Below are 25,169 nucleotides of genomic sequence, written 5' to 3'. Positions count from 1 at the left end.
CATGCAGCCACTGTGAAGGAACGGTGTTGCGTGATCACGAACGATGTGTGACCGATGGGTAAAGCATGCTTCCGTCCTTTTTGTTGGATTTTCCAGTACCGGTGCCGGCTCAGGCGGCCGATTCCAGGGCCAGGGCGTCCCGCAGCCGCCGTGCCTGGGTGACCAGACGGGAGGAGCCACCCCGCGCGGCGGTCTCCGCCAGATGCGGCACCTCCCCGCGTGCCCCGGACCGCTCGGCGCACTCCGCCGCCACCGCCAGCAGGTCACCGAGGCCCCGGGCCGCCACGGCGGCCGCCTCGGGACGCGCGGCCGTGAGGCCGGCCAGCGGAACGGGCAGGGCGTGCCGGAGCGTCTCCCATATCGTCGCGTCGGCGCCCGTCGACGCGGCCGTCCGCGCCGAGTCGGCCAGCCGCCGCGCCTTCACGGCTCCGCTCGCCACCAGTTCGCCCAGGTCCGTGCCCAGCCGGACCGCGTCGAGCTGCCCCCGCGCGGCCAGCACCAGCAAGGCGTCCACGGCGGCCAGCCGGTCCTCCTGATGCCGTGCGCCGAGCCCGTACGCCACGCACAGATGCACGGCGTCGCCGGCCTCGCCGCCCGCCTCGGCGAGCAGTGGCAGCACACTCGCGCCCCGGCCGTCCTCCACCGCCGTGTCCGCGAGGTCGGGCAGCAGTCGTGCCGCGACCAGTTCGCGCCGCTCCGGCAGCACGGCGAGCCAGTGCGGACGTATCGAGTCGTCCCAGTGGTGGCAGTGCCGGCGGACGGTGAAGACGGAGACCGGGCGGCCAAGGCCGTGGAACTCCTGCGGGAACCCCTGCTGCAACTCGGGGACTTCGGCCGTCTCCACCAGAATCCTCGGACCCGTGGTCCGCCGTCCGGCCGCCACCGGGGCGGTGGCGCCGGTACGCAACCAGCGGGCGAGCCGCGCTCCGGAGGACTCCGTGCCGGTGCCCAGCCGGCGGGCGAGCCGGGCGCCCTCCCGGGTCCCCAGCGCCTTCGCCCGGACCGCCGCCTCCCGGGCCGCCGCACCGTCGTCCCTGCGCACCCGCAGCAGGGCCTGGCCGAAGTCGGTCGGGCACACCCGCGCGTCCAGACGCCGGTACTCGGCGAGCCGGTCCACCAGGTCACCGGGCTCCAGCAGCCCCGTGCTCCAGGTGGGCGTGGCGAGCAGCAGCGGCAGCGGCTCCGCGCGCAGCCGGTACGCCAGGGCGTGCAGCCTGGCGTCGAAGACCCGGGCGAGACCGCTGTGCGCGCACCCGTGTTCGCTCGGACCGCGTCTCACGGCATCGAGGAGATCGGCCGTGCGGACCCTGTCGTGCAGGGCCGCGAGGAGCAGGTCGAGGCCTTCCTGGGTGTTGCAGTGGCCGTAGCGGGTGTCGACGGCCAGGTGGTCGGGGCCCGGCCGGTTCGCGGCGGCCCACCAGCGCCGGGCGACCACCGGCACGAGCGCCTCGCGCAGGGCGTCCGGGTCCCGGTACGCGTGGCGCGCCAGGCCGTCGAGGGCCCGCTCGAAGGTGGCGACATCACCGCCCGAGGCGAGCAGCGCGCCCAGCTCCTCGGCCAGTTCCTCGGCCGTCGCCGGCGCGGGTGCGAGCCGGACCGGCTCGGGCACGGGCGGCAGCACCTCCTCGTACGCCGCCCGCGACTCCACCGCGACGTCCAGCAGGGCCGCCGCCCGGGTGCGCAACCCCGGTGTCAACTGAGTCGCGGCAGCGGAGAGTCCGTCCCGCAGAACCGGGTCAGCCAGCTTCGCCGGGTGCCGTTCGACCAGCTTGAGCGCCCGTTCCTGCACCTGGGTGTCCTCGTGCCCGAACGCCTGTGCCACGACAGGCAGCAGTTCCGCCGCCGTGCCCGGGTCACGCGCGAGGACCTTGCCGAGCAGCACGAGCTGGGCCCGGACCAGCTTCTTCTCGCCGCGGAACAGCAGCCCCTCGGAGGCTTCGGCGAGCTGCCGCACGGTCAGCTCGCCGTCCAGCGCCAGTGCGCCGAGCACCGTCTGCGCATGTGTGGCGACGGGGGAGGCCGCGTCCCGCGCGAGCGCCGTCCAGTCGGCGATCCGGGCCCGCTCCTCCTCCCGGGTGAGCCCCAGCCCGGTCAGGACCGGCAGGAGGATCCGGTGGTCGGTGCCGCCGGCGCCGCGCAGCAGCCGGGCCACACAGGCGTCGACGAGGAGCGCGCGGTCCAGCAGTCCCTCCCGGGCCAGCGTCGCGAGCGCGCTCGGCCAGGAGTCCGGTCCGTCGCCCAGCAGCCAGCGGACCTCGGCCAGATCCGTGAGCGTGAAGAGACCGGCGACCAGCGGAGCGAGATTCGGCTCGCGGCGCAGCCGGTCGAGGACCTTGCCGCCGCTCCAACCGCCGCCGATGTGCCGGACCCAGCCGGTCACATAGGCGTCCGTCGCCGGCACCTCGCATCCCGACCGGCTCACCAGCCCGGCCATCAGCTCGTACGGCACGTCCGCGGACACGGGCCGCTGCGTCAGCCGGTGCGCGACATCGGCCAGCCAGCCGGCGGCCCGGGTCTCCAGGGCGCGCAACAGGGCATCGGATGGCGCGTGCTGCCGGCGCAGGTCGCTCGCTCCGAGCCAGGCGGCGGCAGCGGCGGCGCCGGTGTGGCAGGCGGCCCCGGCCAGGTGCAGCGCCGGACGGACCCGCTGCGAGCGGCTGTCCCACGGGGAGAGCTCCCGCAGCTCCTTGCGCAGCGCCTTCAGTCCGGGCAGGCAGGCACGCCGCTCGGCGTCCGTCATCCCCCGCACCACGCGCAGCGTCTCCGCCGTCCGCCCGGCCCGTACGGCCTCCATCAGCGCGCTCACCGCAGACCCCCGTCGATTCCGCCCGGCGCCGGCTCCGCCGCGGCGCCCCGCCGCACCATCCGCACCGCCAGCGCGTGCTTGCACGGACCACGCCCGCCCCTGTACTTCGCCCACCACGGACAGCTGCAGCTGAGCACCCCCGCCGCGTCCCGTACCCGGTGCGCGTGTCCGTCCTCGGCGGTCACCGTGGCCACCGTGCCGTCCAGGGTCACCGCGCCGGCCGCGACCAGTGCCCGGGCCGAGCGCAGCCGTGGGTTGTGCTTCTCGACGCGCCCGGCGTCGTAGGGCAGTTCCCGGTGGAAGTAGGCGGCCTCCGCCGTGTCGTAGCCGACGCGGCCCGAGGTGCCGAGGCGGACCAGGGCGGCGCGTACCCGGTCGGCGGTGAGACCCGAGGCCGCAGCGAGGTCGGCCACCTCGATCCGGGGCTCCCACGCCAGCAGGACCGCGATCAGCTCGGCGTCCCCCGCGGCCTCCTCGGTCGCGAGCGCGTCCAGGACGCCGCCCTCGCCGGAGAAGCCGCGCGAGGCATCCGGCGACAGGGTCAGCGTGAGCCGCATGCCCGGCAGGACGACCTCCCAGGCGGCGGCCGTACCGGCCGTGCCCGCCGTACCGCCGACCGCGGGGCCGTACACCCGAAGTGCCGTCGCGTGCCGCAGCACCCGCCGCAGCGCGCCCAGCCGCTCGGGACCCGGCAGGCACACCGCGCCCGGCACCGGCCGGGTCGTCGGCCGGAGCCCGCGGCCCACCGGCACCACCCAGCGCGGCCCGCCGGCGGCCCGCCGTCCCGCGCCCGCGCCGGGCAGCCCGCGCAGGAAGCGCACCGCCTCGCCGGCCGGGAGCTCCGCCCGCAGCTCGAACGCGGCCGCGATCACCTGGGCCTCGGCGAAGCCGCGCAGCCACCGGTCGGGCAGCGGGACCTTCTTCTCCACCACGGGGCCGTCCAGGGTGGTGGCCGTCAACTCCTCGGGGCCGACGCGCAGATGCAGCGGATCGTCCGAGCCGATCCGGGACAGGGCCTCGCGCAACGGGTCGTTGACGTCGACGTTCGTCGTGCCGTGCCCCACCTCGCCGCCGTCCAGGCCGGGGGTGAGGACGTCCAGTCGGGCGTACACCCCGCCGCAGCCCGAGAAGGACTCGAAGCGCAGCCGGTCGCCGTTGCCGGTCACCACGGGGTCGAGCGAGGCGCGGGACTGCGGCTGGTAGTAGCGCGCCGCCGCCACGTCCGCCACCGCCAGCAGCGCGGCGGCGCCCGCCTGAGGCGCGGTCAGGAAACCCGAGAAGAACCGCGGATGGTCCTCGGCGCCCGTGGGCGTCGCGCCGCGGGACGTTTCCAGCCCGAGGCGGCGTCCGTCCGCCGCGGACTCCAGCGCGGAGGGTCGCCGGTAGGCCACGGCCTGCAGTGATCGCGTCATGGAAGAACCGTAGAGGCGACCACTGACAATGGGCCCGAGCTGGGAAAACGCTGCCGCGGCGGGGAGTTGGCGGGAGCTCGTGAGCGTGCCGCGCTCCGGGGGATGACGCCGGTGCGCGGCACGACATCGAGGGTACGGGACCCGGCGGCCCTACTGACCGACCCGGCCCGGCTGCAGCGTCCGTGTGAACAGCACCGTGCCGTCCTGCTCGCGCAGCCGTACCGTCAGTTCGCCGCTGCCGCCGTCGATGTCGACCTCGCCGAAGAACTGGTAACCGCCGGCGGGCGAGACGTTCGACGCGGTCGGTGCCTTCACGAACACCCGCTCCGGGCCGAACGTGGCGTCCAGCGCGCTGGCCGGGAAGGCGCCGGCGTTCAGCGGGCCCGAGACGAACTCCCAGAACGGCTCGAAGTCGGTGAACGCCGCCCGCGACGGCTGGTAGTGCTGTGCCGAGGTGTGGTGGACGTCCGCCGTCAGCCACACCGTGCCGGTGATCCGGCGGTGCTTGACGAAGCGCAGCAGCTCGGCGATCTGCAGCTCCCGGCCCAGCGGGGCCCCCGGGTCGCCCTGCGCGACCGCCTCGAAGTTCGGCCGGCCCTCCGTGGTGTCGGGCACCACGAGGCCGATCGGCATGTCCGCGGCGATCACCTTCCACACCGCCCGCGACCGTGCCAGCTCCCGCTTCAGCCACTCGAGCTGCTCACGGCCGAGGATGCCCTGCGGATCCGTGGCCTGGTCGTCGGGCGAGTTGGCGTCGCGGTAGGTGCGCATGTCCAGCACGAACACGTCCAGCAGCGGGCCCTGGCGGAGCACGCGGTGGACCCGGCCCTCCTTCGCGCCCGGTCGCGGCGTGGAGAGCGGGAAGTACTCGCCGAACGCCCGCCGGGCGCGTGCCGCCAGCACGTCGATGCTCTTCTCCGTGTACCGGGTGTCCGAGGAGGCGATCACCTCGCCCGGGTACCAGTTGTTGCGCACCTCGTGGTCGTCCCACTGCACGATGGACGGCACCTGGGCGTTGAACCGCCTGAGGTTGTCGTCCACGAACCTGCTCAACTACGGTTGTCCACATGGCAACTACGGCTGATCCGTCGGGGCTTGCGGACATCTTCCTCCGCCGCTCCACACTCATGGACGATAAGGCGACGCTAGACGCCCATGAGAAGGTGCTTCGAGCGGCGATTGAGGCAGAGGGCAAGACCGTCCGCAAGGTGTGGCGGGAGGAAGTCAGCGCCTCCAAACGAGGCGTCAAGCGCGAGGAGTTCGACGCTGCCATAGCGGCAGCACTCGCCCGGGAGACTGGCGCTCTGTGGGTCTACAAGCTGGACCGGCTGAGCCGGCGGGGAATGGGCCACGTCGGAATCGTCCTCGACGACTTCGAGCGCATCGGCGCCGCACTCCGCGCACACATGGACGGCCTTGACTCGCGGAACCCGAACCATCGCATCATCTTCGCCGTTGCCGCTGAGCAAGCAAGATCCGAAGCGATCAACATCGGCGTGCGTACCCGCATCGGGAAGGAGGCGCACCGCCCGCTAGGGCACTGGCCCGGTGGCCCCGCGCCATACGGTCTGAAGTCTCAACGCCTCTTCCCCGAGGACTCTCGACGTCGAGCCGCTCAGCTCGTCAGGCACCCGGAGGAGTACCCGGTAGCGCGAGAGATGGCCGACAGGCTGTTGGCCGGAGAGTCAGCGGTAAGTGTCGCCGCATGGATGAACGCTGAAGAGCACTTCACGCGACGGGGCAAGCTGTGGCGCGCGACGACAGTCTCAGCGTGGGCACAGACCCCGGGCACCGCAGGGCTCATGCACCGTAAGGAGCGCGTCGAAGACGCGGACACCGGACGCGAATACTGGCGCGCAACAGGCGACGTGGTACTAGGCCTGGACGGTACCCCCGTCCGGGTAGGCGAAGGAGTGGTGACGCCCGATGAGCGGCTCCGCATCATCGCCACCCTGAGGGCTCGTACCCGGGAGTTGACGCCCGGATTCACGAACGCCGGCAAGGCAGGGAAGCGACGCGGTGCCCGACAGGCTCAGTCGCTTCTCACCGGAGTCATCCGGTGCGGCCGATGTGAGGGGCCGATGGTGCGGAGCGGCAAGCAATACCGGTGCCTGACGCGCTCGGAGAGCGGCCCCACGGCTTGCCAGGGCATGTACATCGACGCCGCGGACGCCGACGAGGCAGTCACCGAACGCTGGCAAACGTGGGTGCCGACGCTGGACCCGCACGACCCGTACGACGTAGACACCCTGATGAAGATCGCGCGTGAGTGGTACGGGCATCAGGACCCCTCCCGCCGGCTCCGTCTCCATGAGGCGAAGGCTGCCATCGAAGGTGTCGTCGAGCGCAGGAACAAGCTCGACACGGCGTACTACGTCACAGGAGCGTTCCCCGGGGAGGAGGGGGAGCAGCGTTACAAGACGCTGAAGGCAGCGCTCGACGGGCAGTTGGCGACGCTGCGCACAGAGGTGGAGGACTTGTCGCATGACGCTGACCTGACGCCGCTACTGGAGCCCGAAGAACTCGCGGAGGCGTGGAGTGCCGCAGACCTAGCGACACAGCGACTCCTACTGACCCTGACCGTTCGCAAGCTGCACGCCGTGCCGGCGAAGCATCGAGGCGACCGAACCCCCGTCGCGGACCGCATCAACCTGGAGTGGATCTCTAGCCAGCCGTCCGCCTGAACCACCGAAATACGGCGAAAGCCCCGCAGCATCCTGGACAGATTCACGGGGCTCTCGTCCTCAACAGAGGAGACACCAGTGTACGAGATCAACTCCGCCCGCGTCCTCGTCGTCGGCCCCACGTCCTCCCCGTCCGACGTCGAGCGCCTCCGCCACGTCGCATGGAACGTCGCGTACGAGCTGGGCACCCCGGCCGTCTTCGCCCTCCACAACGACTACCGCGTCACCGACTTCGCGGCCGTGTACCTCGTCGGCAACGCGGAGTCGATGCTCGACGCGTCGACCCTCGTCCTCGTCGGTGAAGCACTGGCGGCCGGCGTCGACGTCCACGAGCCGCTGACGGTGGAGGAGGCCGTCACGTGTGACTGCGGGCTCGTCCACCACTTCACCCGCCCCGACGTCGACGAGAGCGGCGACGTGTGGTGCGCGGAGTGCCGCGGAGACTCCGCCTGCGCGTGGTGCTTCGAGTGGAACGACATGGAAGACCTGGAGATCGTCGAAGAGGGCGACGCGTGGGTGCCGCTCCACCCCGGTTGCCGGGACCGCCTGCGCCGCTCGACGTCGGCCAACCTCCTCGTCGCCCTGGAGGCTGCCAAGTGAGCGCCGAAGCGAGCGACCTCCGCGCCATCCTCGAAGCCGTCTGTGACGCGCTCACCGTCCCGGGTGAAGACCTTGACCGCCGGCGCATCTACGACCGCGCGATGTGGGCCCGGACGACCATCCGCGGAGCGCTCGACGAGGACCCGCAAGACGTCGCCTGGAACGTCGACTACCTCCGCCGGAAGATGGCGGAGGAGGAAGCCAGAAATCAGTAACACTCCGTAACATCGAGAGCCCTGCCGACGCTTGTCGGCGGGGCTCTTCGCGCGTCCGGCGTCCGGCGTCACGAGAAGCGGAGCAATACCCTCCGTCCTTTTTGCGGCATTCCGCATCGAGCCGGCTCCGTCGCCCAGCATCCGCCTCCCGTGAGGTTGGCAAATTGCATGCCCTCTGACCTGCGGCTGGACATTTTCGGACCCTACTTTCCTTAGCTCTATAGCGCGTTAAGGAGAATCCAGAAGTGGGGGTTAGTTTGCTAGTTCGACACTCAGTCTGTCCGGGAGGACGTCGAGCCCCCATCTGACGGAGGCGGTACGAGGTGGAGGGCGGAAGAGGCTCCAGGGAGCCCGTGACGGCCCCTCTCGCGGCCGAACGGGTGGGCGGAGGATGTTCGCCTCGTCCGGAGCCGTTCTAGGGCCTCCTGGTGCCGCTTGAGGCGTTCATGCAGGCCGTGCGCGGCTACTCGCGTGCTCACCTGCTCAATGTCACACAGCGTCACAGGCGCAAGTACATCCAAACAAACGGCGTCCATTCCCCCATGACCCCTGTGTGGGGCGCGCCTAACATCCGGCGCTCAGCGCCCCATAACGCAGGTGTAAGCCGTGACCGTGCGGCCTGCCGACGATTGGGGAACTGTGATGAGCGACGACTTCAGCGGCCCGGCGCGCCGCCCTGCCCGACGTTCCTACGAGGAGCTGGAGGAGGCTGCGTTCGTGGAGGAGCTGGGAGCATCAGGCGCCTATGTCTCGCCCGGCTACACGACGCCGTGGAAGGGGCTCGAAGGACACGACCCGCTGGACGACGAAGACCCGTTCGCGCGCGGTGAGCGGCTCTGGCAGGAGTGGCACGCCCGTTCCGAGAACGAGGAGGAGCGTCCGGAGCGGCGCAGCCCCGGGCGCACGGCCGACGTCGAGTCTCCGTACGTCGGTGAGGTGACAGTGACGGTCGATCCGGAGGTCGCGCGACGGTACGCGGAGCGCCAGGCAGCGCGTCAGGCGGAGACTGCGCAGCCCATGACGTACGAGACAGCCGGCGGTGTGGTGACCGTCGAAGGGCTGACGAAGGTGTGGCGCGGTCCGTGCGCGCAGTGCTCGCAGCCCTGGGAACAGCGCCGGCCCGTGTCACAGCGTCAGAAGTGGCGTCGTCTCTGCTCCGACGTCTGCCGGAAGGCGTGGGACCGTGATCGTGCCCGCGAGCGCAAGCGGCGTCAACGGAGCGGCGAAGCGGCCTAGTCACGCCTTCGTATCTCTAATGGAGAGGGGCTTACCCCAGCGACTAGGCGGCCCCTCTCCTCGTCGCATCGTGGAGCCTCCGGCCCGGAAACAGCCGTTGAAGGCTCCCGACCGCGTGACGCTGACCTCTCTCCCAGCGTCACGCTGAAGGGCCCTTACCCGCGTCCTCCGGGAGCGTGTCGAGCACCAGCCTTCATCCTTCGGGGCTGCGTTGCTCCGCTCCGCTGTTCCGCGGGTGAGGGCCCTTTCTTATGCCCTCGATTCGACCGATATGAACGAAGACCACGGACGGAGCGCCGATATGAGCACTCATGAAGTGCCTAGCCGTGGGTCGCGGCCGTGCCTGACGTGCGGCGAGTGGCTTCCGCACACGCTGGAGTTCTTCCCCTTCGACGCCATGGGGCGCGGAGGGACGCGACCTCACTGCATCACCTGTTGGAACAGCAAGCGCCGGGAGGCGTACGCATCCAACCCCGAACCACACCGCCGGCGTATGCGCGAGCGCTACGCCACGCGAGCCGAACACTTCCGAAGGGCCCTGACTCCACGTGAGCAGGGCCCTTCGGCGTTTCCCGACAACGAAGGATGACCATGCGAGCAAGCCAGAACGACGAGTTGATGAAGGCGTGGGCGACGGTTCCTGACGTCGCGAAGGCGCAGGAGCGCCATGAGGCGGCCGTGAAGCTGCGTCGGGACTTCCCCCGCAGGAACACGCCCGTAGAGGCTCTGGCGGCCGTCCGTGACGCCGCTATCGCCAGGTTCAACGACACGGGCAAGTGGCCTACGGACTTCGCCAAGGACGCAGCGAAGGCGCACGCGGATGCCCTCGTCTACGAGGCGGAGGCGCTCGCCCTGCGTCTGCTGGAGGACCAGACGAAGAACGTCGCGGAGAACCTGCGTGACGTCCTCTCCGTCGACGTCCTCACGCACCTCGACGGCCGGCTGAAGGAGATCCTCGACGCCGCGAAGAGCGCTGGCGCGACCCTGGGCGACGTCACCACGGCGGAGCAAGCCATCGAGGCGGGCGGGGACGTCCTGGACGCCTGGCGTCGCCTGACGGCCCTCCTGAAGGACTTCGGCAACGTCCGTGATGCTCAGTGGAGCGTCCTGCGTGCCGTGGCGGGGGAGGACGAGCGGGCGCGTATCCGTCAGTGGACGGCCGCGGGACACGGTGAGGTTCAGGGCCTCCGCATGGACGACATCCCCGCGCACATCGCCGGCGTCATGCGCTCGCACGCCTACAGCATCGAGTACCTCGTGTGGCTGGCACGTAGTGGCGCCGGCTACGTGCCGACGTCCGTGGACGCCCTGGCCGACAACGTCACAGCGTCGACGGAACCCCTCTCCTACGACGATCACGGCCCCCTGCGCGACTTCAGCCCCCGAGTGACGCCGATCCCTGTGCCGCCGGCTCCCGTACCGACGGGCGCTGAGCGCACTCCTGAACTCTCCTACTGACCTGAGGAACGGACATGACCGAACCCACCCCCGAGCAGCTCGCCGCCGGACAGCCCAAGGGGCTGACGCCAGAGATGTGCGTCTTCCTGCGCGGCGAGAACCCCGAAGAACTCGGCACTAGCGCTGACGCGTTCCTGTCGCTCCTCGCGACCCAGACGCCCCCGCCCGCTCCCCGCTCCGGCGGCACCCGCGGGACTGACGTCAACGCGCCTCAGGGCGTGGCAGCCGGCGCGGAAGCGTACCGACGCAAGCACGGGCTTGACGACGAGGGCCGACGTCCCGAAGCGCTTCCCCTGCCGACGAGCGGGCGGAACCCGTTCCAGACCACGACATACGAGATGGAGCGCTGATTGCCGGGACTATCCCTCTCGGCGTGACGCCCATCGGCGGCGCAGCACCCCCCACCATCGGCGAGTACGGCGCCACGCTGCGTTAGCTGCGTGCTGCCCGAAGCCTGCGAGAAACCCTGCGGCGAGAGTGCTGAGGATGAACGAACCCACCGAGTACCCCTGTGGAGTGGAGGCGGTGGGCAGAGCGCAGGAACCCACCGCAAACGAATGCGGTTGCGGCTCCCTGTAGTGGGAGCGTCCACGTGGGTTCCTGCGTGGTCAGAGCCGGTAGTTGCGCCGACGCCAACCAGAGTACAGGGGCGGACCGACAGGCGCCCCGGATTGGAGCCGCAGTGCCACACCGCGGAAGACCCGGGCCACGGCCCAACCCCACCGCTCCCCGCTCCCGCCACAGGGTCGATGAGCGGCCCGTGACGTACCTCCCGCCCGACGGGTGCCAGGACGACCCGCCTCCCATGCCGCCAGGGCGAGCGTGGTCGGAGGCGGAAGAGCACCACTGGCGAGAGCTGTGGGCGTCGCCTCAGGGTGACGCCTGGGAGGACTCAGCGTTTCCGGCCGTCGCTGCTCTCGTCGTCGCCACGTCGACGATCCTTGGCTCAGGTCGTGTGAGCGCACAACTCATCGGTGAACAGCGCGCGTTGATGAACGATCTAGGTTTGACTCCGTCTTCGATGGAGCGCATGCGCTGGGTCATCGGTGAGCCACCGGACGCCGTGAGGGGGTGACCATGAGCCGACGTCAGCAGCGTGCACAGCGCATGCGGGACGAGGCACGAGGCGTCGACACACGCACGGGTGAGCTGCCCGACTACCCATGTCCGCCCCGCCTACTGGCGCCGGCCGTGGTGGAGGAGTGGCTCACGCCCGTGGAGCTGGACGCCCTGAGCGACGTGGACGCAGTGATCATGTGCCGTCGTCGTTGGGTCGACGCTCGCGACGCCTTCGCGCGTGAGCAGACGGGCGACGACGTCCGCCTCCGCGCCCGCGTGGCTGAGCTGTGCGGCCCCGTCAGCCGGCCCGTCTGGCGTGACGAGCTGGGCGAGCCGTGGCACATACGGCGTAGTTGATCAAGCCTCTGACCTGCAAGGACCAGGGGGGTGTCCCGTGGTGGGGCCTCCTTCCGCACCGTAAGCGTGCTGGAGCGCGCCCCGTATCTGCGACGCAGAACGTCCACGAGAGACCCCTCAGGCGCCCACTGGAGCCCCGAACGCCGGCCTCCCGGAGTGCTGGAGACCCCCAAATCGGGAGGCGGGCGCCTAGGGCTTCGACTCCGTAGGCTCGCAACTCGTCGGAGCAAACGTCCTGATCAGCGTACGTTCCACCGTTACACGCGCTATCATGAACCCATGAACACTCGACGCTGCGAGCGGTGCGGCGAGCACCTGCGGGCAAGGCACTCACACCGTGCCCGCTTCTGCTCGACGCGCTGCCGCGTGGCGTCGCACCGGGCCGCGAAGGCGGACGCCATCCCTAGCGAACTCCGGACCCGCGACAGGTGGGTCCGTCACTCCGCGACGAAGGTCCCGCTGACGACCGCCGGCACGGCGGCTTCGAGCACCGACCCGCGGACGTGGACGAGCTACCGGGAGGCGGCAGCGTCCACGGCAGGCGTCGGCGTTGGCTTCGTCCTCGACGGGGACGGGGTTGCGTGCCTGGACCTGGACCACGCGCTGAACACCGACGGCACGCCGAAGCCGTGGGCGGCCGACATCCTGCGACGGGCGGGAGCCACGTACGTGGAGGTGTCGCGGTCCGGTAGCGGGCTCCACGTCTTCGGATACGCCGAGGTCCGACAGGGGCGCCGTATCCGACGTGAGGGCGGCTACTGCGTAGAGGCATACGGCGCCGGACGCTTCATAGCCGTCACTGGCCGACGCTTCCGCGGAGCCCCATCGACGCTGGGGGACATCGGCGCTCTCACGGCCGCTCTGACGGCCTAACAACACCACAGACCACCACAGGGCCTCCGGCATTGCCGGGGGCCCTTTCGTATGCCCTGGAGGAGCCATGACCACCCGCCCCACGTACCCCTGCAAGCGCGCCGGGTGCCGCTTCACACGCGGGCACCGGCGGACGTCGGACGGCCAGTACAAGCAGCTCAGGATGTGCTCTCCGCACTGCCGCGTGTGGGACATGCGCGCGCACCGCGCGCTGAAGAACGGCAACGCCGACGAGGCAGCGGAACTCATGCGGCTGAGCGCTCTCCTCGACGCTCGCCGCTCGCCCCGTGAAGAGGTGCCCGGCATCTTCGAGGACACCCGCCCGGCTGAGTAGCCAGGCGACCAGCAACCCATCAGCCCCCAGTGGACGCACTGGGGGTTTTCTCATGTCTGGAATTCCGCATGAATCATGAACCAATGCGGTGCCTCCGCCCCGATTGCCGTTTCTCCCCATTGCCGGGGCTGACGGAATCGGGCGCTCTGGAGGTATCCGAATTCTGTTCCCCGGCATGCGCTCACTGGCTTAGCGCTGCCGTCGAAAACGCCCGCTCCGACGAGTCTCCGGACGTTGAACGACAGGCTCACCGACTGTTTCTCGTCGGTGAACTCCTGAACCTTCGCGACCACCCGGACGACATGACGTTCTTCACGACCCCAACGCCCGTTCTGACGGCTGAAACGGGGGCGTGATGGCTGGCGACATTGACATTGTCGGAACAGCCGGCGTCGACGTCGTACCCGTCGCGCCGAACTTCCACAACAACCTAAAGGCCGTTGTCCTCCCTGCCGCCACGAGGGTGGGGGAGGACGCCGGCCGACGCATGGGCGACGCCATCTCCCGCAACATCGCGGTGAACATCCCAGACGCCATCGTCGCAGGTGGACGACGTGCGCGGGTGGCCGCGGACCGTGAGGGTGGGACTGTGGGAGGCACCTTCGGGCGCGCTATCAAGCGCAAGCTCGAAGAGGCTTTCCGCTCCCTCCCGCGCGCTGACGTCAGGCTGGGCGACACGGGCATTAACGCCGACATCGACCGTTTGCGCGCCCGCATTCAGACGTTGTCCGGTAAGACGATCGGAATCGACATTGACGCGGGCGCAGCGCTCGCGGAGATCACCGATATCGACGCGCGTTTGCAGCGTTTGGCCGCTGAGAACCCTAGCGTTCAGATCAGAACGGACACGGCTGCCGCGCGTGCTGCGTTGGCGGAGGTGCAACGGCAGATCAACGACGTCGATCGCGACGACGTGCATATCCGCGTCAAGGCAGATACCGCCGGCGCAATGGCTTCCCTCCGCGCTCTGACGATTGCTCTCGGAGCCGTCGCCGCATTGCCCGTCATTCCCGTCGCTGCCGCCGGCATCGGCTCCATAGCCTCCGCGGCCGTCGCCGCTGGAGCGGGAGTCGGAGCGCTTGCCCTCGTCGCGGTCCCCGCCATCAAGGGCGTGACGGCTGCAATCCAGGCGAAGACGGCAGCCGACAAGGAAGCCGCGAGCGCGACGGACAACTCCGCGGCGAGCAACGTCAAGGCAGCGCAGCAAGCCTTGCAGATGGCGAGTGCTCAGGCTGCCCTCACGTCGGCTCACCGCCAGGCGGCGCAGAGCATCGAGCAAGCCAACCGGCGCGTCGAGGACGCGGAGCGGGCTCTAGCTCAGGCGGGGGCTCGCGCGATGGACCAGCGGCGCCAGGCTGCGGAAGCGGTAGAGCGCGCGGAGCGGTCCCTCAGCGACGCTCAGCGCCAGGCGCGGCAGGCTCAGGACGACCTCACGGCCGCGCGTCGCACGGCAGCGCAGCAGCTTGACGACCTCAACGACAAGTTGGCCGATGGCGCGCTGAACCAGCGTGAGGCGGCTCTCCGTGTGGCGGAGGCGGCCGACGAGCTGAACCGCGTCAAGGCTGCCCACGACGCCGGCACGGCGTCTGACTCCGACCTGGCTCGTGCGCAGCTCTCCTACGATCAGGCCCTCCAGTCGCAGAAGAAGCAGGGCAAGGAATACAAGCGGCTCCAGGACGACGCGAAGAAGGCACGTAAGGCAGGCGTCGACGGCAACGCCGACGTGAAGAAGGCGGCAGACCGCCTTGCCGACGCTCAGCGCAACGTCCAGGACCAGACGCGCGCGGTTGCTGACGCTCAGCGCGCCTCCGCTCGCGCACAGGTTGCGGCGGCTCAGACCGTCGCTGACGCTCAGCGGAACCTAGCCGATGCCGTCGAGAGCGCTGCGAACACGCAGGCGCAAGCGGCCGACTCCATCGCCTCCGCGGAGCGTGGCGTCGAATCCGCTCGGCTGTCGTCCGTCGACACGACGAAGAAGAGTTCAACGGCGACGGACGCGTACCGCCAGGCGCTGGCGAAGCTCAGCCCCGAACAGCGGAAGTTGTACGACTCCATCGCGGGGCCGAAGGGTCTGAAGGCTGCGTTCTCCGACTGGTCCAAGTCGATGTCGCCGGCCGTCGTCCCGCTCCTGACGCGTGCCGTCAACGGAGCGAAGAGCGCCCTCCCGGGCCTGACGCCGCTAGTCAAGGCAGCAGCGGACGCCGTGGGAGTGTTGTTCGATGACGCGTCGCGTGAGCTGAAAACGCCGTTCTGGCGCGGCCTCAAGAAGGACATCGACAAGAGCGCGAAGCCTGCCATCGTCGGATTCGGCCGCACCTTCGGCAACGTCATCAAGGGTGCCGCCGGCGTCATTGACGCATTCCTTCCCCACATCGACGATATCGCGGATCGTATGGTTCGGTCGTCGGGCAAGTTCGCCAACTGGGGATCGAAGCTGAAGGGCTCGCCGCAATTCGAGGCGTTCCTGAAGTACGCCAACGATAAGGGACCGCTGATAGCTCAGACGCTGGGCTCCATCGCGGGCGCGTTCCTGGCCATCGGATCAGCCCTGGCGCCTATCTCGACGCCGCTGCTCCAGGTAATCGGAGTGGTGGCCGACGGAATCGCGAGCGTGGCCGACACCCTGCCGTGGCTGATTCAGCTCATCTACGGTGTCTGGGTCGCGACGAAGCTGTGGACGCTGGCACTGTTCGCGTTCAACCTCGTCGTCGACGCGAACCCGCTCGTCCTTATCGTCGCCGGCATTGTCGCGCTCGTCGCTGCCGTCATCTACGCGTACAAGCACTTCGGGTGGTTCCGGGATCTCGTCCAGGGAACTTGGAAGATCATTTCCGACGCTGCACAGTGGGCGTGGACGAACGTACTGAAGCCAACCTTCGACGCCATATGGGCCGGGATCAAGCTCGTCGGTGACGTGGCTGTGTGGCTCTGGCGTAACGTCTTCGTCCCAGCGTGGAACGGGATCGCGCTCGCCGCGAAGGTAGCGGCGGCGATCATCGCTGTCGTCCTGATCGCGCCCCTCGTCATCGCGTTCAACCTGATCGCGGGAGTTCTCGAATGGCTCTGGAAGAAGCAATTCAAGCCCGCCTTCGAGGATATCGCCGCTATCGCGGGATGGCTCTGGACGAATGCGCTGAAGCCGTTCTTCAAGTTCGTCTGGGACGGAGTGAAGCAACTAGGCGACGCCTTCGTCTGGCTCTACGAGAAGGCCATCAAGCCTGCCGCGGGATGGATCGCGGATAAGGCGAAGTGGCTGTGGGACCACGGCATCAAGCCTCCTTTCCGCGATATCCGCGACGGACTGAAGCAAGTGGGCGAAGCCTTCAAGTGGCTCTACGACCACGGCGTCAAGCCGGCGGCCAACTGGATAGCGGACAAGACGGATTGGCTGTACGACAAGGGCGTAAAGCCTGCCTTCGACAACATCAAGCATGGCTTGAGGCTCGTCTCCGACGCCTTCGGTGCGGCGAAGAAGGACATCAAGCGTGCCTGGGATGGAGTCGCCGGCGTCACCGCTAAGCCCGTGAACTTCATCGTCGACGCCGTGTACACGCACGGAATCAAGGCGGTCTGGGACAAGGTCGCCGGATTCGTCGGCCTGGACAAACTCCCGAAGGCTCCGAAGCTCCTCGACGAGACGCCGAAGTTTGCCGAAGGCGGGCGGACGAGCGGCGGAATCCCGGGCAAGGACTCCATTCACGCGCTCCTCATGGCGGACGAGTACGTCATCAAGCGCAGCAGCGCCCGGAAGATCGGCTTCGGTGCCCTGGAGCACATGAACCGTACCGGCGAGATTCCCCGCTTCGCGAACGGCGGACTCGTCGGCGGAGCGTGGGACTGGACGAAGGACGTGCTCGGCAAGGGTCTGGACTGGGCGAAGACCAGTGCTGATCTCATGGTTCACCCCGGCAAGGTGTGGGACCGGCTCCTGAAGGGCACGCTCTCCCACGTCCGTGACGGAGTAGGCAGCGCCCCGATAGGCGATGTGCTCGCGAAGGTGCCGTCGAAGATGGCAGGCGGACTCCGAGACAAGCTGCTCTCCGCGGTTGCCTCCATGTTCGGTGGCGACGGAGGCGGAGGCCAATGGATCAAGCCCGTCAACGTCGGGTTCGGAACGAAGTTCGGCGTGGCTGGCCCCATGTGGTCGTCCGGCCATCACACGGGCTTGGACTTCCCGGCGCCTGTCGGCACTCCGATTCACGCTGTGGCCGACGGTGAGGTCACCGGTAACGCCGGCTACGGCCCGTACGGCAACCATGTGATCGTCTACCACGGCGGGAACCTGGCCTCCCTGTACGCGCACATGTCGCGGAGCCTCACCTCCACCGGCAAGCACGTCACGCAGGGACAGGTGATCGGCAAGGTCGGCGCAACGGGCAACGTCACCGGCCCGCACCTCCACTTGGAGGCGCGAGTCAACGGGCGTCCTGTCGACCCCATGCCATACCTGACGGGGCCCGGCGGAGGCTTCAACGCCAACGCAGTTGGGTCCGCGCAGGAGTACGCGAAGAGCATCCTTGGCCACTACGGCTGGGGTGCGAATCAGTTCGGACCGCTGAAGAAGCTGTGGGACGGCGAGTCCGGGTGGCGCTGGAATGCGAAGAACATGTCCAGCGGCGCCTATGGCATCCCGCAGGCGCTCCCCGCGTCGAAGATGGCGTCGGCCGGCCCCGACTGGCTGACGAACTACAAGACGCAGATCAAGTGGGGTCTGGGCTACATCAAGAACCGCCCGGACTACGGCTCCCCCGCAGCCGCCTACTCGAAGTGGCTCGCCCGCTCGCCGCATTGGTACGACGAGGGCGGCTACCTCCCGCCCGGTCTGTCGCTCGTGGCCAACGGGACCGGGAGCCCTGAGCCGGTGTTCACGTCGCAGCAGTGGGAAGACATTCGCGCTGCCAAGGACGGAGGCTCGCCTCAGGTTCAGGTCAGCGTCGAGTCCCGCACGTACCTCGACGGCCGCGAAGTCGGCGGCTTCGTCGACCAGCGGATTGAGGCTCACGACGTCCGCACGGGTCAGGCAATCGACACTGGCCGCTACGTCTGACACAAGCACACCACACGCACACACGGGCCGCTCGTCGCCATGACGGGCGGCCCTTCCCACGCCCCGCGGAGCCGGCATGGAGCCGCGGGGCTCTCGACGTTCAGGAGGAACAGACATGATGGGTCAGCCGGCGAAGAGCCACGAGGTCACGTGCCCGCACTGCAATGCCGTCGTCGAGCAGAAGCCGGGCGCCGGCAGGGTCAAGCGCTACTGCACCCCTGAGGCGGGACGAAGCTACCGGCAGCGCATGCGCGCCCTTGGCTTCGACGTCTGAGGTGCACAACAAAGCCCCCGTCTTCCCCTGAGTAGGGGAGGGCGGGGGCTTGTCTGCGTTACGCGCTACGCCGACGCCTCGTCGTCCTCGTCGTCGTCTTCCTCGTCGTACTCACCGGGAGGGCGGAGCCGCTCGCCGCGTGACTCAGCGACGGCGATCACTTCCGCGAGACTCTCCGCGGTACGCCCGAGCATGAACGTGGCTTCGTCGGCCGTCATCTTGTCGGCCTCCAGCATGGGGAGGACGAGCGCGAGGAGGACGCGCGCAGTGTCGACGCGCGAGTCCTCAATGTGATCGGCCAGGCGGGACACGACGCCATTCGGCGTAGAGGACTTGATGTAGACCGTGCCGCCCTGCGGGCTGCTGAAGGTGACTCGTCGCGTGGTCATGAGCGCGCCTCCCCATAGGAGGTGCGGGGAGTGCTCGGTAGTGTGCTGCTCACGTCGACTCCTAGCGTCGGCTAGTCCCCGGTGTGGCCCTTGCCCGGCCCGCCGGGGACGCTTTCGTTTACGGCAGTACGAGCGTACCGCGAAACGTCGAACCCCCGAAGGGTCGAAACCTCGGAAGCGTGAACGCCGAAAACGTCGGAAGCTAGGTCCATGATCGATAGGACTCAGCCCGTGCACCCGCAGATTGCAGCGATCCTGCGGCAGCGCATCGCGGACGGGACCTATCCGGCCGGCTCGCGCGTGCCTGGCGTCGTGGCGCTGAGCGCTGAGTTCGACGTAGCCGTCTCCACCGTGCATCGCGCTATGGCTGCGCTGCGGGGAGAGGGACTCATCATCACGTGGTCCGGGCGCGGGTCGTTCGTGGCTGGCTCGGCTGACGGCTAGAGAACCGCCTTACAACAGACTTGCGTCCAGCAGGTTGTAGCGGAAGTTGCCACGGTACTCGGCGAGGGTCTGGGCGACCTTGGCCTTCTCCTCGGTGGTGACGTTCCGCCAGGTGCCGCCGTCGGGCAGGGCCTGGGTGGCGGCGATGGGGCCGTCCGCGTAGATGTTGTCGCCGCTGCACAGGAAGAAGTCGGGGTTCAGCTTCGCCATCGCGTCGTAGATCCGGTAGCCGCCGCGGTCGGGGTTGATGCCCCAGCCCTGCCCGGCCAGGTCGCCCGACCAGAGGAACCGCACGCCGTCCCGGCGGTGCCGGGAGACGGTGCGGAAGGTGCCGGTCACCGGCTCGCCGGTGCGGCGCGGGTCGTCCGGGTCGGCGAGCAGCACCCGGTAGTGGATCTGCTCGCCGGAGGGCAGGCCGTGCAGCCGGGTGGTGCCGGTGAAGTCCGTGTCCGGGCCCAGCAGCGGGCCGTGCCACCGGCGCGGGTCGCGGAACGACTCGGTGGCCGAGGTCTCCACGATCATCCGGGCCGGCCGGTCCGAACGCACCCACACCAGACCGGAGTCGGTGGTCACGTCGCCGGTCTGCACGCCCCAGTCCGCCGAGGGGCGCCCGGAGCGGGCGAAGGCGGGGGCCGCGCCGAGGCCCACGGGCAGGGTCAGGGCCGCCGACGCGGCGAGGGAGCCGCGCAGCACGCCGCGGCGGCCCGGGAACGGACGGTGGGACATGGCTGTGCCTCCAAGGACGGGATCCGGCCAGTGTGCAGAGCCACACCTACTGGTGCGTCGCGGCGCGCGCGCGAACCGCAGGTGAACAATGGGCCGTCCCTGGGGCGTTCAGCCGGTCAGCGGCTGCCGTCGAGGATGACGCGGGCGACCAGCGCCGGGTCGTCGTTCATCGGGACGTGCCCGCAGCCCGGCAGCCGTACGAGACGGGCGTGCGGGATGATCGTCTTCGCCCGGACGCCCTGGCGGCGCATCAGGAGCCGGTCCTGGGCGCCCCAGGCGACGGTGACCGGCAGCCCCGGCAGGTCGTCGGTGAACTGGACGGTGGTACCCGCCCGCAGGGTCGCGCCGAAGCCGGTGGCGTCGGCCAGCGCGAGCGTCTCGGCGACCACGGCGTCGGGGGAACGGCGGCCGGGGCGGCGGTAGATGGTGCTGGTCAGTGCGGCGCGCCCGGCCGCGGAGCGCGACAGCCGCTCCACCAGGGGCAGCGGCAGCCGCTGGGCCACGCCCCGCATGGTCTGCAGCATCGCGAAGGCGTAGCGGCGTTCGGCCTGGGTCCAGAACCCGGCGGGGGACAAGGCGGTGACGGACCGTACGAGCTTCTCGCGGCCCAGTTCCAGGGCCAGCAGGCCGCCCAGTGAGTTGCCGGCCACGTGCGGGCGGTCCAGTTCCAGCGCCTCGAAGAGGGCGGCGAGCACGGTGTTGGTCGTGGGCAGGTCGTAGGGCAGGCCGCCGGGCAGGCCGGGGGACGCGCCGAAGCCCGGCAGGTCCACCGCGATCACCTCGCGCTCGGTGGCGAGGATGTCGACCACCGGGTCCCAGGCCTGCCGGTGGTGGCCGATGCCGTGCAGCAGGACGAGTGGCGCACCGCGTCCCACGCGCGCGTAGGAGACGGTCACGTCCCTCGGGCCGTGCGGAGTCGGGACCGGGAAGGTGGCGGTGGCGGACATGGAGTGCTCCTCGTCTGGGCTGCTGACGGACGCCGTAGACAGCTTGTCAGCAATTGCTACCGACGGGTAGCCCCTTGCTTCTCCGGGACGTCGCACCCGCCCACGTGTGCGAACGCCGCGTGAACGCTGCGCGGTGCCGCCCCTGTGCTGTGCCCCAGGGATCGAGGATTGGTCTTGACCAAGGGTGTGGGCCGCCTTATGGTCGCAGATAAGTGCAACAACCTTTAATAAACAAGGGCGCTAAAAACCGCCGGACCACGGCACTTGCGGAGGACAGGGTGGGGACCACGCAGCTGGAATCGGTGCCGGAACCGAAGTACTGGCATCTCAAGACCGTGCTCAGTGAGGCACTCGACTCGGAGTTCTCGGTCGGAGAGATCCTGCCCAACGAGCGCGATCTGGCCGCCCGCTTCGGCGTCGCCCGCGCCACGCTCCGCCAGGCCCTCGAACAGCTGGAGCTGGAAGGCCGGCTCCAGCGCCGGCGCGGCGTCGGCACGACCGTCGCGCCCCCGCGCGTGGGCGTGGCCGTGGGCACCCGGCAGCACACCTGGCCGGGCTCCGGCGACGACGCCTGGCAGCCCGTGGACTGCGTCCGCTCCGCGCCGCCCGCCGCCGTGGCCGCCGCCCTGGAGACCGGCTCCGGGGAGCCGGTGCACATCGTGCGCCGCTCCCGGATGTCGGGCGGCCAGCGCGTCGCCACCGAACTGCTCCACATCCCCGACGCCGCGGTGCCCGACCTGACCGCCATAGACGCCCCGTCCGGCGCGGCACGCGCGCGTGCGGTGCTGCGCGAGCTGCAGCGCCTGGAGCTGGAGGGCCAGGACCGTGCCGTCGAGCTGGGCTCGGCCCGCGCGGACGACGCCAAGGACCTCGACCGGCTGCCCGGCGCACCCGTCCTCGTCCTCACCACGCGTTTCTTCGCCGAGGGCCGCACCGCCGCGCTCTCCGTGGCGACCTACCGCGCGGACACCTGCCGGCTGACCTTCGGAGACTCGCCCGACGTGGAGATACACCACGACCCCGAGCGGCGCGCCTCCTGAACGACGCACCTCCGCCCGCGCCCCGGAACTCCACCGGGGCGCGGCCCGGCGTCGGCCTCGCCGGTGGCCGTCGCCGCCGCCCCGACGATCAGGTGCCCGGTCTCACCGCCGCGCGGTGACCGTTCCCTCCACCGCGAACAGCTCCGCCTCGACGTGGTCGAGGGCCAGCCGCAGCGCACCCGTGGCCACGGCCGCCCCGCCGAGCGCGGACAGCGCCACCCTGGGCGGGCGCAGGCAGTAGCGAGCGAGCTCGTGGCGCAGCGGATCGAGCACACCGTCCAGGCCGGCCGCCCAGCCGCCGATCACCACCAGCTCGGGATCGAGGGCCAGCACCAGCGCGGCCACGTCGTGCACGAGCCGCTGGATGAACCGTTCGACCGCCGCCCCCGCCCGCAGGTCGCCCTCCCGGGCGAGCGCGAACACCTCGGCGACGGCCTGCTCGTCCAGGGGGTGCAGCGGTTCGTCGGTGGTGGACAGCAGGGTCTCCGGGGTCACCTCCCGGCCCAGCAGATGCAGTGCGCCGATCTCCCCGGCCGCCCCGCCGTACCCCCGGTGCAGCCGCCCGCCGATCAGCGCGCCCGCGCCCGGGCTGAGCCCGGCCAGGACGAACACCAGGTCGTCGGTCTCCGCCGCCGCGCCCTTCCAGTGCTCGGCGACGGCCGCCGCGTTGGCGTCGTTCTCCACCAGCACCGGGCACTTGAACGAACGACTCAGCCGTTCGCCGAGCCGCAGGCCTGTCCACCCGGGCAGCGCCGTCCCCAGCCGTACCGTCCCGTCCGCCTCCACGATGCCCGGTGAGGCCACGCCCACCGCCCGCAGCGAGCCGCGTGCCACCCCGGCCCGGCGCAGCAGTTCGGCGACCGCGCCGCGCAGCCGGTCCAGACGCTCGTCCGCCGGCGCCGTCTCGGCCACCTCCTTGGCCTGCGTGCCCAGCACCCGTCCGTCCAGGTCGGACAGGAGCGCCGCGACCCGGTGCGGGCCGATCTCCAGGCCCAGCAGATGCCCGGCCTCGGCCCGGAACCGGAACCGGCGGGCGGGCCGCCCCTGACGGCGCGCGGTGCCCTCGTCGGCGGCCTTCTCGACCACGAGCCCCGCCTCGATGAGCCCCTCGACGACGCCTTCGACGGTCGGCCGGGACAGACCGGTGACCCGGGTGACCTCGGTGAGCGTCGCGCAGTCCGTGGCTCGCAACGCGTGCAGCACCACCGCGGAGTTGATCCTTCGCAGCAGCGAGGGATCGCCGCCGGTAAGCTGCCCCACCGTCCGTCCTCCCAGCTCGCGGGCGTGTTGGGCGGATCGTACTCGGCCCGGCCCACCCCGGCGAGTGCCGGGCCCCGTCGACCCCGCGGCCCCCCGGGGTCAACCGGGCGCGACGAACCCCGACTCGTAGGCGGCGATCACCGCCTGCGTGCGGTCCCGCGCCCCCAGCTTGGCCAGCACGGCGCTCACGTGCGACTTCACCGTCTCCGTCCCGACGACCAGCCGGGCGGCGATCTCCGCGTTCGACAGCCCCCGTGCCATCAGCCGCAGTACCTCCGCCTCCCGTTCGGTCAGCCCGGCCCCGGTCAGCGGGGCGCCGGCCGCGTGCCGCTCCCCGAACCGGGCGGCGAGGCGCCGCACGGACGCCGGGAACAGCAGCGACTCGCCGTCCGCCACCAGCCGCACCGCGTGCACGATCTCGGCCGGCCGGGACCGCTTCAGCAGGAACCCGTCGGCGCCGGCGCGCAGCGCCTCGTACACGAACTCGTCGTCCTCGAAGGTGGTCACCACGATGATCTTGGGCGGTGCGTCCACCGTGCGCAGCACCGCGCGCGTGGCCTCGATCCCGTCCATCAGCGGCATCCGGACGTCCATCGCGACCACGTCCGGCCGCAGCCGGCGCACGAGCGGGATGACCGCCGCCCCGTCGGCGGCCTCGCCGACCACCCGGATGTCGGGCTGCGCCTCCAGTACGGCGCGCAGACCCGCGCGCACCAGGGGCTCGTCGTCGACCAGGAGTACGGTGACCGGCATCCGGCCAGCGTAGATCAACCGAGCGGCAGCTCCGCGCGCACCTGCCAGTCGCCCTCGTCGGGGCCGGTGCGGGCGCTGCCGCCGAGCAGCGCGGCGCGCTCCCGTATCCCGCGCAGCCCGCTGCCCCGCCCGGTCCCGGGCGGCCCGGCAGGCAGCGGACTGCGGACCTCCAGGGTGAGCGCGTCCGCGCGCACGGACAGCCGGACCCGCACCGGGACGGCTCCCGCGTGCCGCAGCACATTGGTGAGCGCCTCCTGCAGGATCCGGTATCCCTCACGCGAGACGGGCCCCGGTACGGATGCCACCGGGCCGGTCACCTCGGCCTCGACCTTGGCACCGGAGGCGCGTGCCGACTCCAGCAGGCGGTCGGCGTCGGCCAGGGTGGGCCGGGCGCTCGCCGGCCGCTCCGACTCGCGCAACACACCGAGCACCCGCTCCAGATCGTCGAGCGCGGCCCGTCCGGTCTCCTCGATCGCCTCCAGCGCCCGGTCGGTGAACTCCGGATCGCCCGCCGCCCGCGCGGCGCCCGCCTGCACCACCGCCACCGTCAGGGCGTGGCCGATCGAGTCGTGCAACTCCCGTGCGATGCGGGTGCGTTCCAGCAGCCGTTCGGTGCGCTCCTCCAGTGCGGCCAGCCGCTCCGCGGCGGACGGCCCGAGCAGCCGGCGAGCGCACACGGTGATCAGCTCTCCGAGTCCGACGACGGCCCCGTACAGGGCGAGCAGCGGCACCGGCGCCAGCAGGGCCCACGCCCGGTCCGGCGGCAGCAGGTCCAGCAGGGGCACCCCCGAAAGAGCCCGCCCCCAGGCGCACTTCGCTAGCTCGTACGCCGCGATCGGCATCCACACCGAGAAGAACGAGGTCACCCAGCCGAGGAGGATCCGCAGCTCCAGCCACAGCACCACGCGGCCGCGGTCCCGCCAGCCCGCCGACGCGGTGGCGGAGATGCCGGGATTCTCCGCGCCGGGCGTCAGCAGCAGCCGGCCCTGGACGCCCTCGCCCACGCGCACGGCCGGCACGAGGCCGACCGGGACGAGCACGAGCGCGGGCACCCACGGCTTCGACTCGTCGATCAGCATCCACACGCTCTGCAGCAGCATGGGAACCCACAGATGCAGCAGACGCGTGTACGTCGTCCCGCGCGACAGCGGGCGCAGGAAGCGGACCATGGGCCCATCCTCGCAGGGGTCCTGGAGGCAATCCTCCCCCGCGCGGGGGAGACGCTCTCCACCGGCGGGGGAGGAGCCGACGCCCG

The 25,169-nt window shown here is 70.6% G+C and carries 20 protein-coding genes and 2 pseudogenes; 13 read left to right on the top strand and 9 right to left on the bottom strand.

The genetic code is table 11. The annotated features are described in order from the left end of the window. Positions 1-109 precede the first annotated feature (109 nt). The 3 genes and pseudogenes from AB0924_RS18890 to AB0924_RS18880 all read right to left on the bottom strand — a co-directional run. The gene (locus AB0924_RS18890) at positions 110-2,806 is read right to left on the bottom strand and encodes a DUF6493 family protein (protein ID WP_358930022.1); all 2,697 of its coding nucleotides are present in this window, start codon (positions 2,804-2,806) and stop codon (positions 110-112) included. Then, the gene (locus AB0924_RS18885; RefSeq protein ID WP_366911977.1) at positions 2,803-4,218 is read right to left on the bottom strand and encodes an SWIM zinc finger family protein; all 1,416 of its coding nucleotides are present in this window, start codon (positions 4,216-4,218) and stop codon (positions 2,803-2,805) included. Before AB0924_RS18885 ends, AB0924_RS18890 begins: the two co-directional genes overlap by 4 nt. Positions 4,219-4,368: 150 nt before the next feature. After that, positions 4,369-5,259, bottom strand: a pseudogene (locus AB0924_RS18880) (alkaline phosphatase D family protein); the annotation flags it as partial. Positions 5,260-5,285: 26 nt separating this feature from the next. Between AB0924_RS18880 and AB0924_RS18875 the strand changes: the two are divergent. The 11 genes from AB0924_RS18875 to AB0924_RS18825 all read left to right on the top strand — a co-directional run bounded on the left by AB0924_RS18875 (position 5,286) and on the right by AB0924_RS18825 (position 18,355). Next, entirely contained in the window at positions 5,286-6,902 is a 1,617-nt protein-coding gene (locus AB0924_RS18875) for a recombinase family protein (RefSeq protein ID WP_366911976.1), read from the top strand. A gap of 78 nt (positions 6,903-6,980) precedes the next feature. After that, positions 6,981-7,502 carry a hypothetical protein gene (locus AB0924_RS18870; RefSeq protein WP_366911975.1) on the top strand — a complete coding sequence of 174 codons (522 nt, stop codon included), beginning with the start codon at positions 6,981-6,983 and terminating at the stop codon, positions 7,500-7,502. Next, a complete protein-coding gene (locus AB0924_RS18865) occupies positions 7,499-7,717 on the top strand; it encodes a hypothetical protein (protein WP_366911974.1) in 219 nt (72 codons plus the stop codon). The genes AB0924_RS18870 and AB0924_RS18865 overlap by 4 nt, the downstream gene beginning before the upstream one ends. Positions 7,718-8,359: 642 nt before the next feature. Further along, positions 8,360-8,953 carry a hypothetical protein gene (locus AB0924_RS18860; protein ID WP_366911973.1) on the top strand — a complete coding sequence of 198 codons (594 nt, stop codon included), beginning with the start codon at positions 8,360-8,362 and terminating at the stop codon, positions 8,951-8,953. 591 nt (positions 8,954-9,544) lie between these two features. Continuing rightward, a complete protein-coding gene (locus AB0924_RS18855; RefSeq protein ID WP_366911972.1) occupies positions 9,545-10,411 on the top strand; it encodes a hypothetical protein in 867 nt (288 codons plus the stop codon). 14 nt (positions 10,412-10,425) lie between these two features. Continuing rightward, the gene (locus AB0924_RS18850) at positions 10,426-10,761 is read left to right on the top strand and encodes a hypothetical protein (RefSeq protein ID WP_366911971.1); all 336 of its coding nucleotides are present in this window, start codon (positions 10,426-10,428) and stop codon (positions 10,759-10,761) included. 727 nt (positions 10,762-11,488) lie between these two features. Further along, positions 11,489-11,827: a hypothetical protein gene (locus AB0924_RS18845; RefSeq protein ID WP_366911970.1), complete on the top strand. Its 339-nt coding sequence runs from the start codon at positions 11,489-11,491 to the stop codon at positions 11,825-11,827. Between the two features lie 366 nt (positions 11,828-12,193). Next, positions 12,194-12,700 (top strand): DNA primase, encoded by a 507-nt coding sequence (locus tag AB0924_RS18840; RefSeq protein ID WP_366911969.1) that lies wholly within the window; start codon positions 12,194-12,196, stop codon positions 12,698-12,700. Between the two features lie 67 nt (positions 12,701-12,767). Further along, positions 12,768-13,034, top strand: coding sequence for a hypothetical protein (locus AB0924_RS18835; protein WP_366911968.1), 267 nt, complete (start codon positions 12,768-12,770; stop codon positions 13,032-13,034). A gap of 355 nt (positions 13,035-13,389) precedes the next feature. Further along, a complete protein-coding gene (locus AB0924_RS18830; protein WP_366911967.1) occupies positions 13,390-18,081 on the top strand; it encodes a peptidoglycan DD-metalloendopeptidase family protein in 4,692 nt (1,563 codons plus the stop codon). A 115-nt stretch (positions 18,082-18,196) separates the two neighbouring features. After that, the gene (locus AB0924_RS18825) at positions 18,197-18,355 is read left to right on the top strand and encodes a hypothetical protein (RefSeq protein WP_366911966.1); all 159 of its coding nucleotides are present in this window, start codon (positions 18,197-18,199) and stop codon (positions 18,353-18,355) included. 65 nt (positions 18,356-18,420) lie between these two features. Here AB0924_RS18825 and AB0924_RS18820 read toward each other — a convergent pair whose 3' ends face one another. Further along, positions 18,421-18,744: a hypothetical protein gene (locus AB0924_RS18820; RefSeq protein WP_366911965.1), complete on the bottom strand. Its 324-nt coding sequence runs from the start codon at positions 18,742-18,744 to the stop codon at positions 18,421-18,423. A 210-nt stretch (positions 18,745-18,954) separates the two neighbouring features. Here AB0924_RS18820 and AB0924_RS18815 point away from each other — a divergent pair, with 210 nt between their 5' ends. Beyond that, the gene (locus AB0924_RS18815) at positions 18,955-19,188 is read left to right on the top strand and encodes a winged helix-turn-helix domain-containing protein (RefSeq protein ID WP_366911964.1); all 234 of its coding nucleotides are present in this window, start codon (positions 18,955-18,957) and stop codon (positions 19,186-19,188) included. A gap of 15 nt (positions 19,189-19,203) precedes the next feature. Here AB0924_RS18815 and AB0924_RS18810 read toward each other — a convergent pair. Together AB0924_RS18810 and AB0924_RS18805 are read right to left on the bottom strand one after the other, a co-directional pair. After that, a pseudogene (locus AB0924_RS18810) lies at positions 19,204-19,914 on the bottom strand (PhoD-like phosphatase N-terminal domain-containing protein); the annotation flags it as partial. Positions 19,915-20,030: 116 nt separating this feature from the next. Continuing rightward, positions 20,031-20,861, bottom strand: a complete 831-nt coding sequence (locus tag AB0924_RS18805; protein WP_358930028.1) for an alpha/beta fold hydrolase — start codon at positions 20,859-20,861, stop codon at positions 20,031-20,033. Positions 20,862-21,139: 278 nt separating this feature from the next. Here AB0924_RS18805 and AB0924_RS18800 point away from each other — a divergent pair, with 278 nt between their 5' ends. Next, entirely contained in the window at positions 21,140-21,901 is a 762-nt protein-coding gene (locus AB0924_RS18800; protein ID WP_358930030.1) for a GntR family transcriptional regulator, read from the top strand. A gap of 102 nt (positions 21,902-22,003) precedes the next feature. Here AB0924_RS18800 and AB0924_RS18795 read toward each other — a convergent pair whose 3' ends face one another. From AB0924_RS18795 to AB0924_RS18785, 3 genes are all read right to left on the bottom strand, one after another. Further along, positions 22,004-23,161 (bottom strand): ROK family transcriptional regulator, encoded by a 1,158-nt coding sequence (locus AB0924_RS18795; RefSeq protein WP_358930032.1) that lies wholly within the window; start codon positions 23,159-23,161, stop codon positions 22,004-22,006. 99 nt (positions 23,162-23,260) lie between these two features. Beyond that, complete coding sequence (locus AB0924_RS18790) at positions 23,261-23,914, bottom strand: response regulator transcription factor (RefSeq protein WP_366911963.1); 654 nt, start codon at positions 23,912-23,914, stop codon at positions 23,261-23,263. 14 nt (positions 23,915-23,928) lie between these two features. Continuing rightward, positions 23,929-25,083 (bottom strand): histidine kinase, encoded by a 1,155-nt coding sequence (locus AB0924_RS18785; RefSeq protein WP_366911962.1) that lies wholly within the window; start codon positions 25,081-25,083, stop codon positions 23,929-23,931. Between the last annotated feature and the right edge of the window lie 86 nt (positions 25,084-25,169).

This window comes from Streptomyces sp. NPDC047869 (genome assembly GCF_040704065.1).
GTDB lineage: Bacteria > Actinomycetota > Actinomycetes > Streptomycetales > Streptomycetaceae > Streptomyces.
Note: the sequence above shows the minus strand (reverse complement) of the source record. Positions and strands in the feature narration are given on the sequence as shown.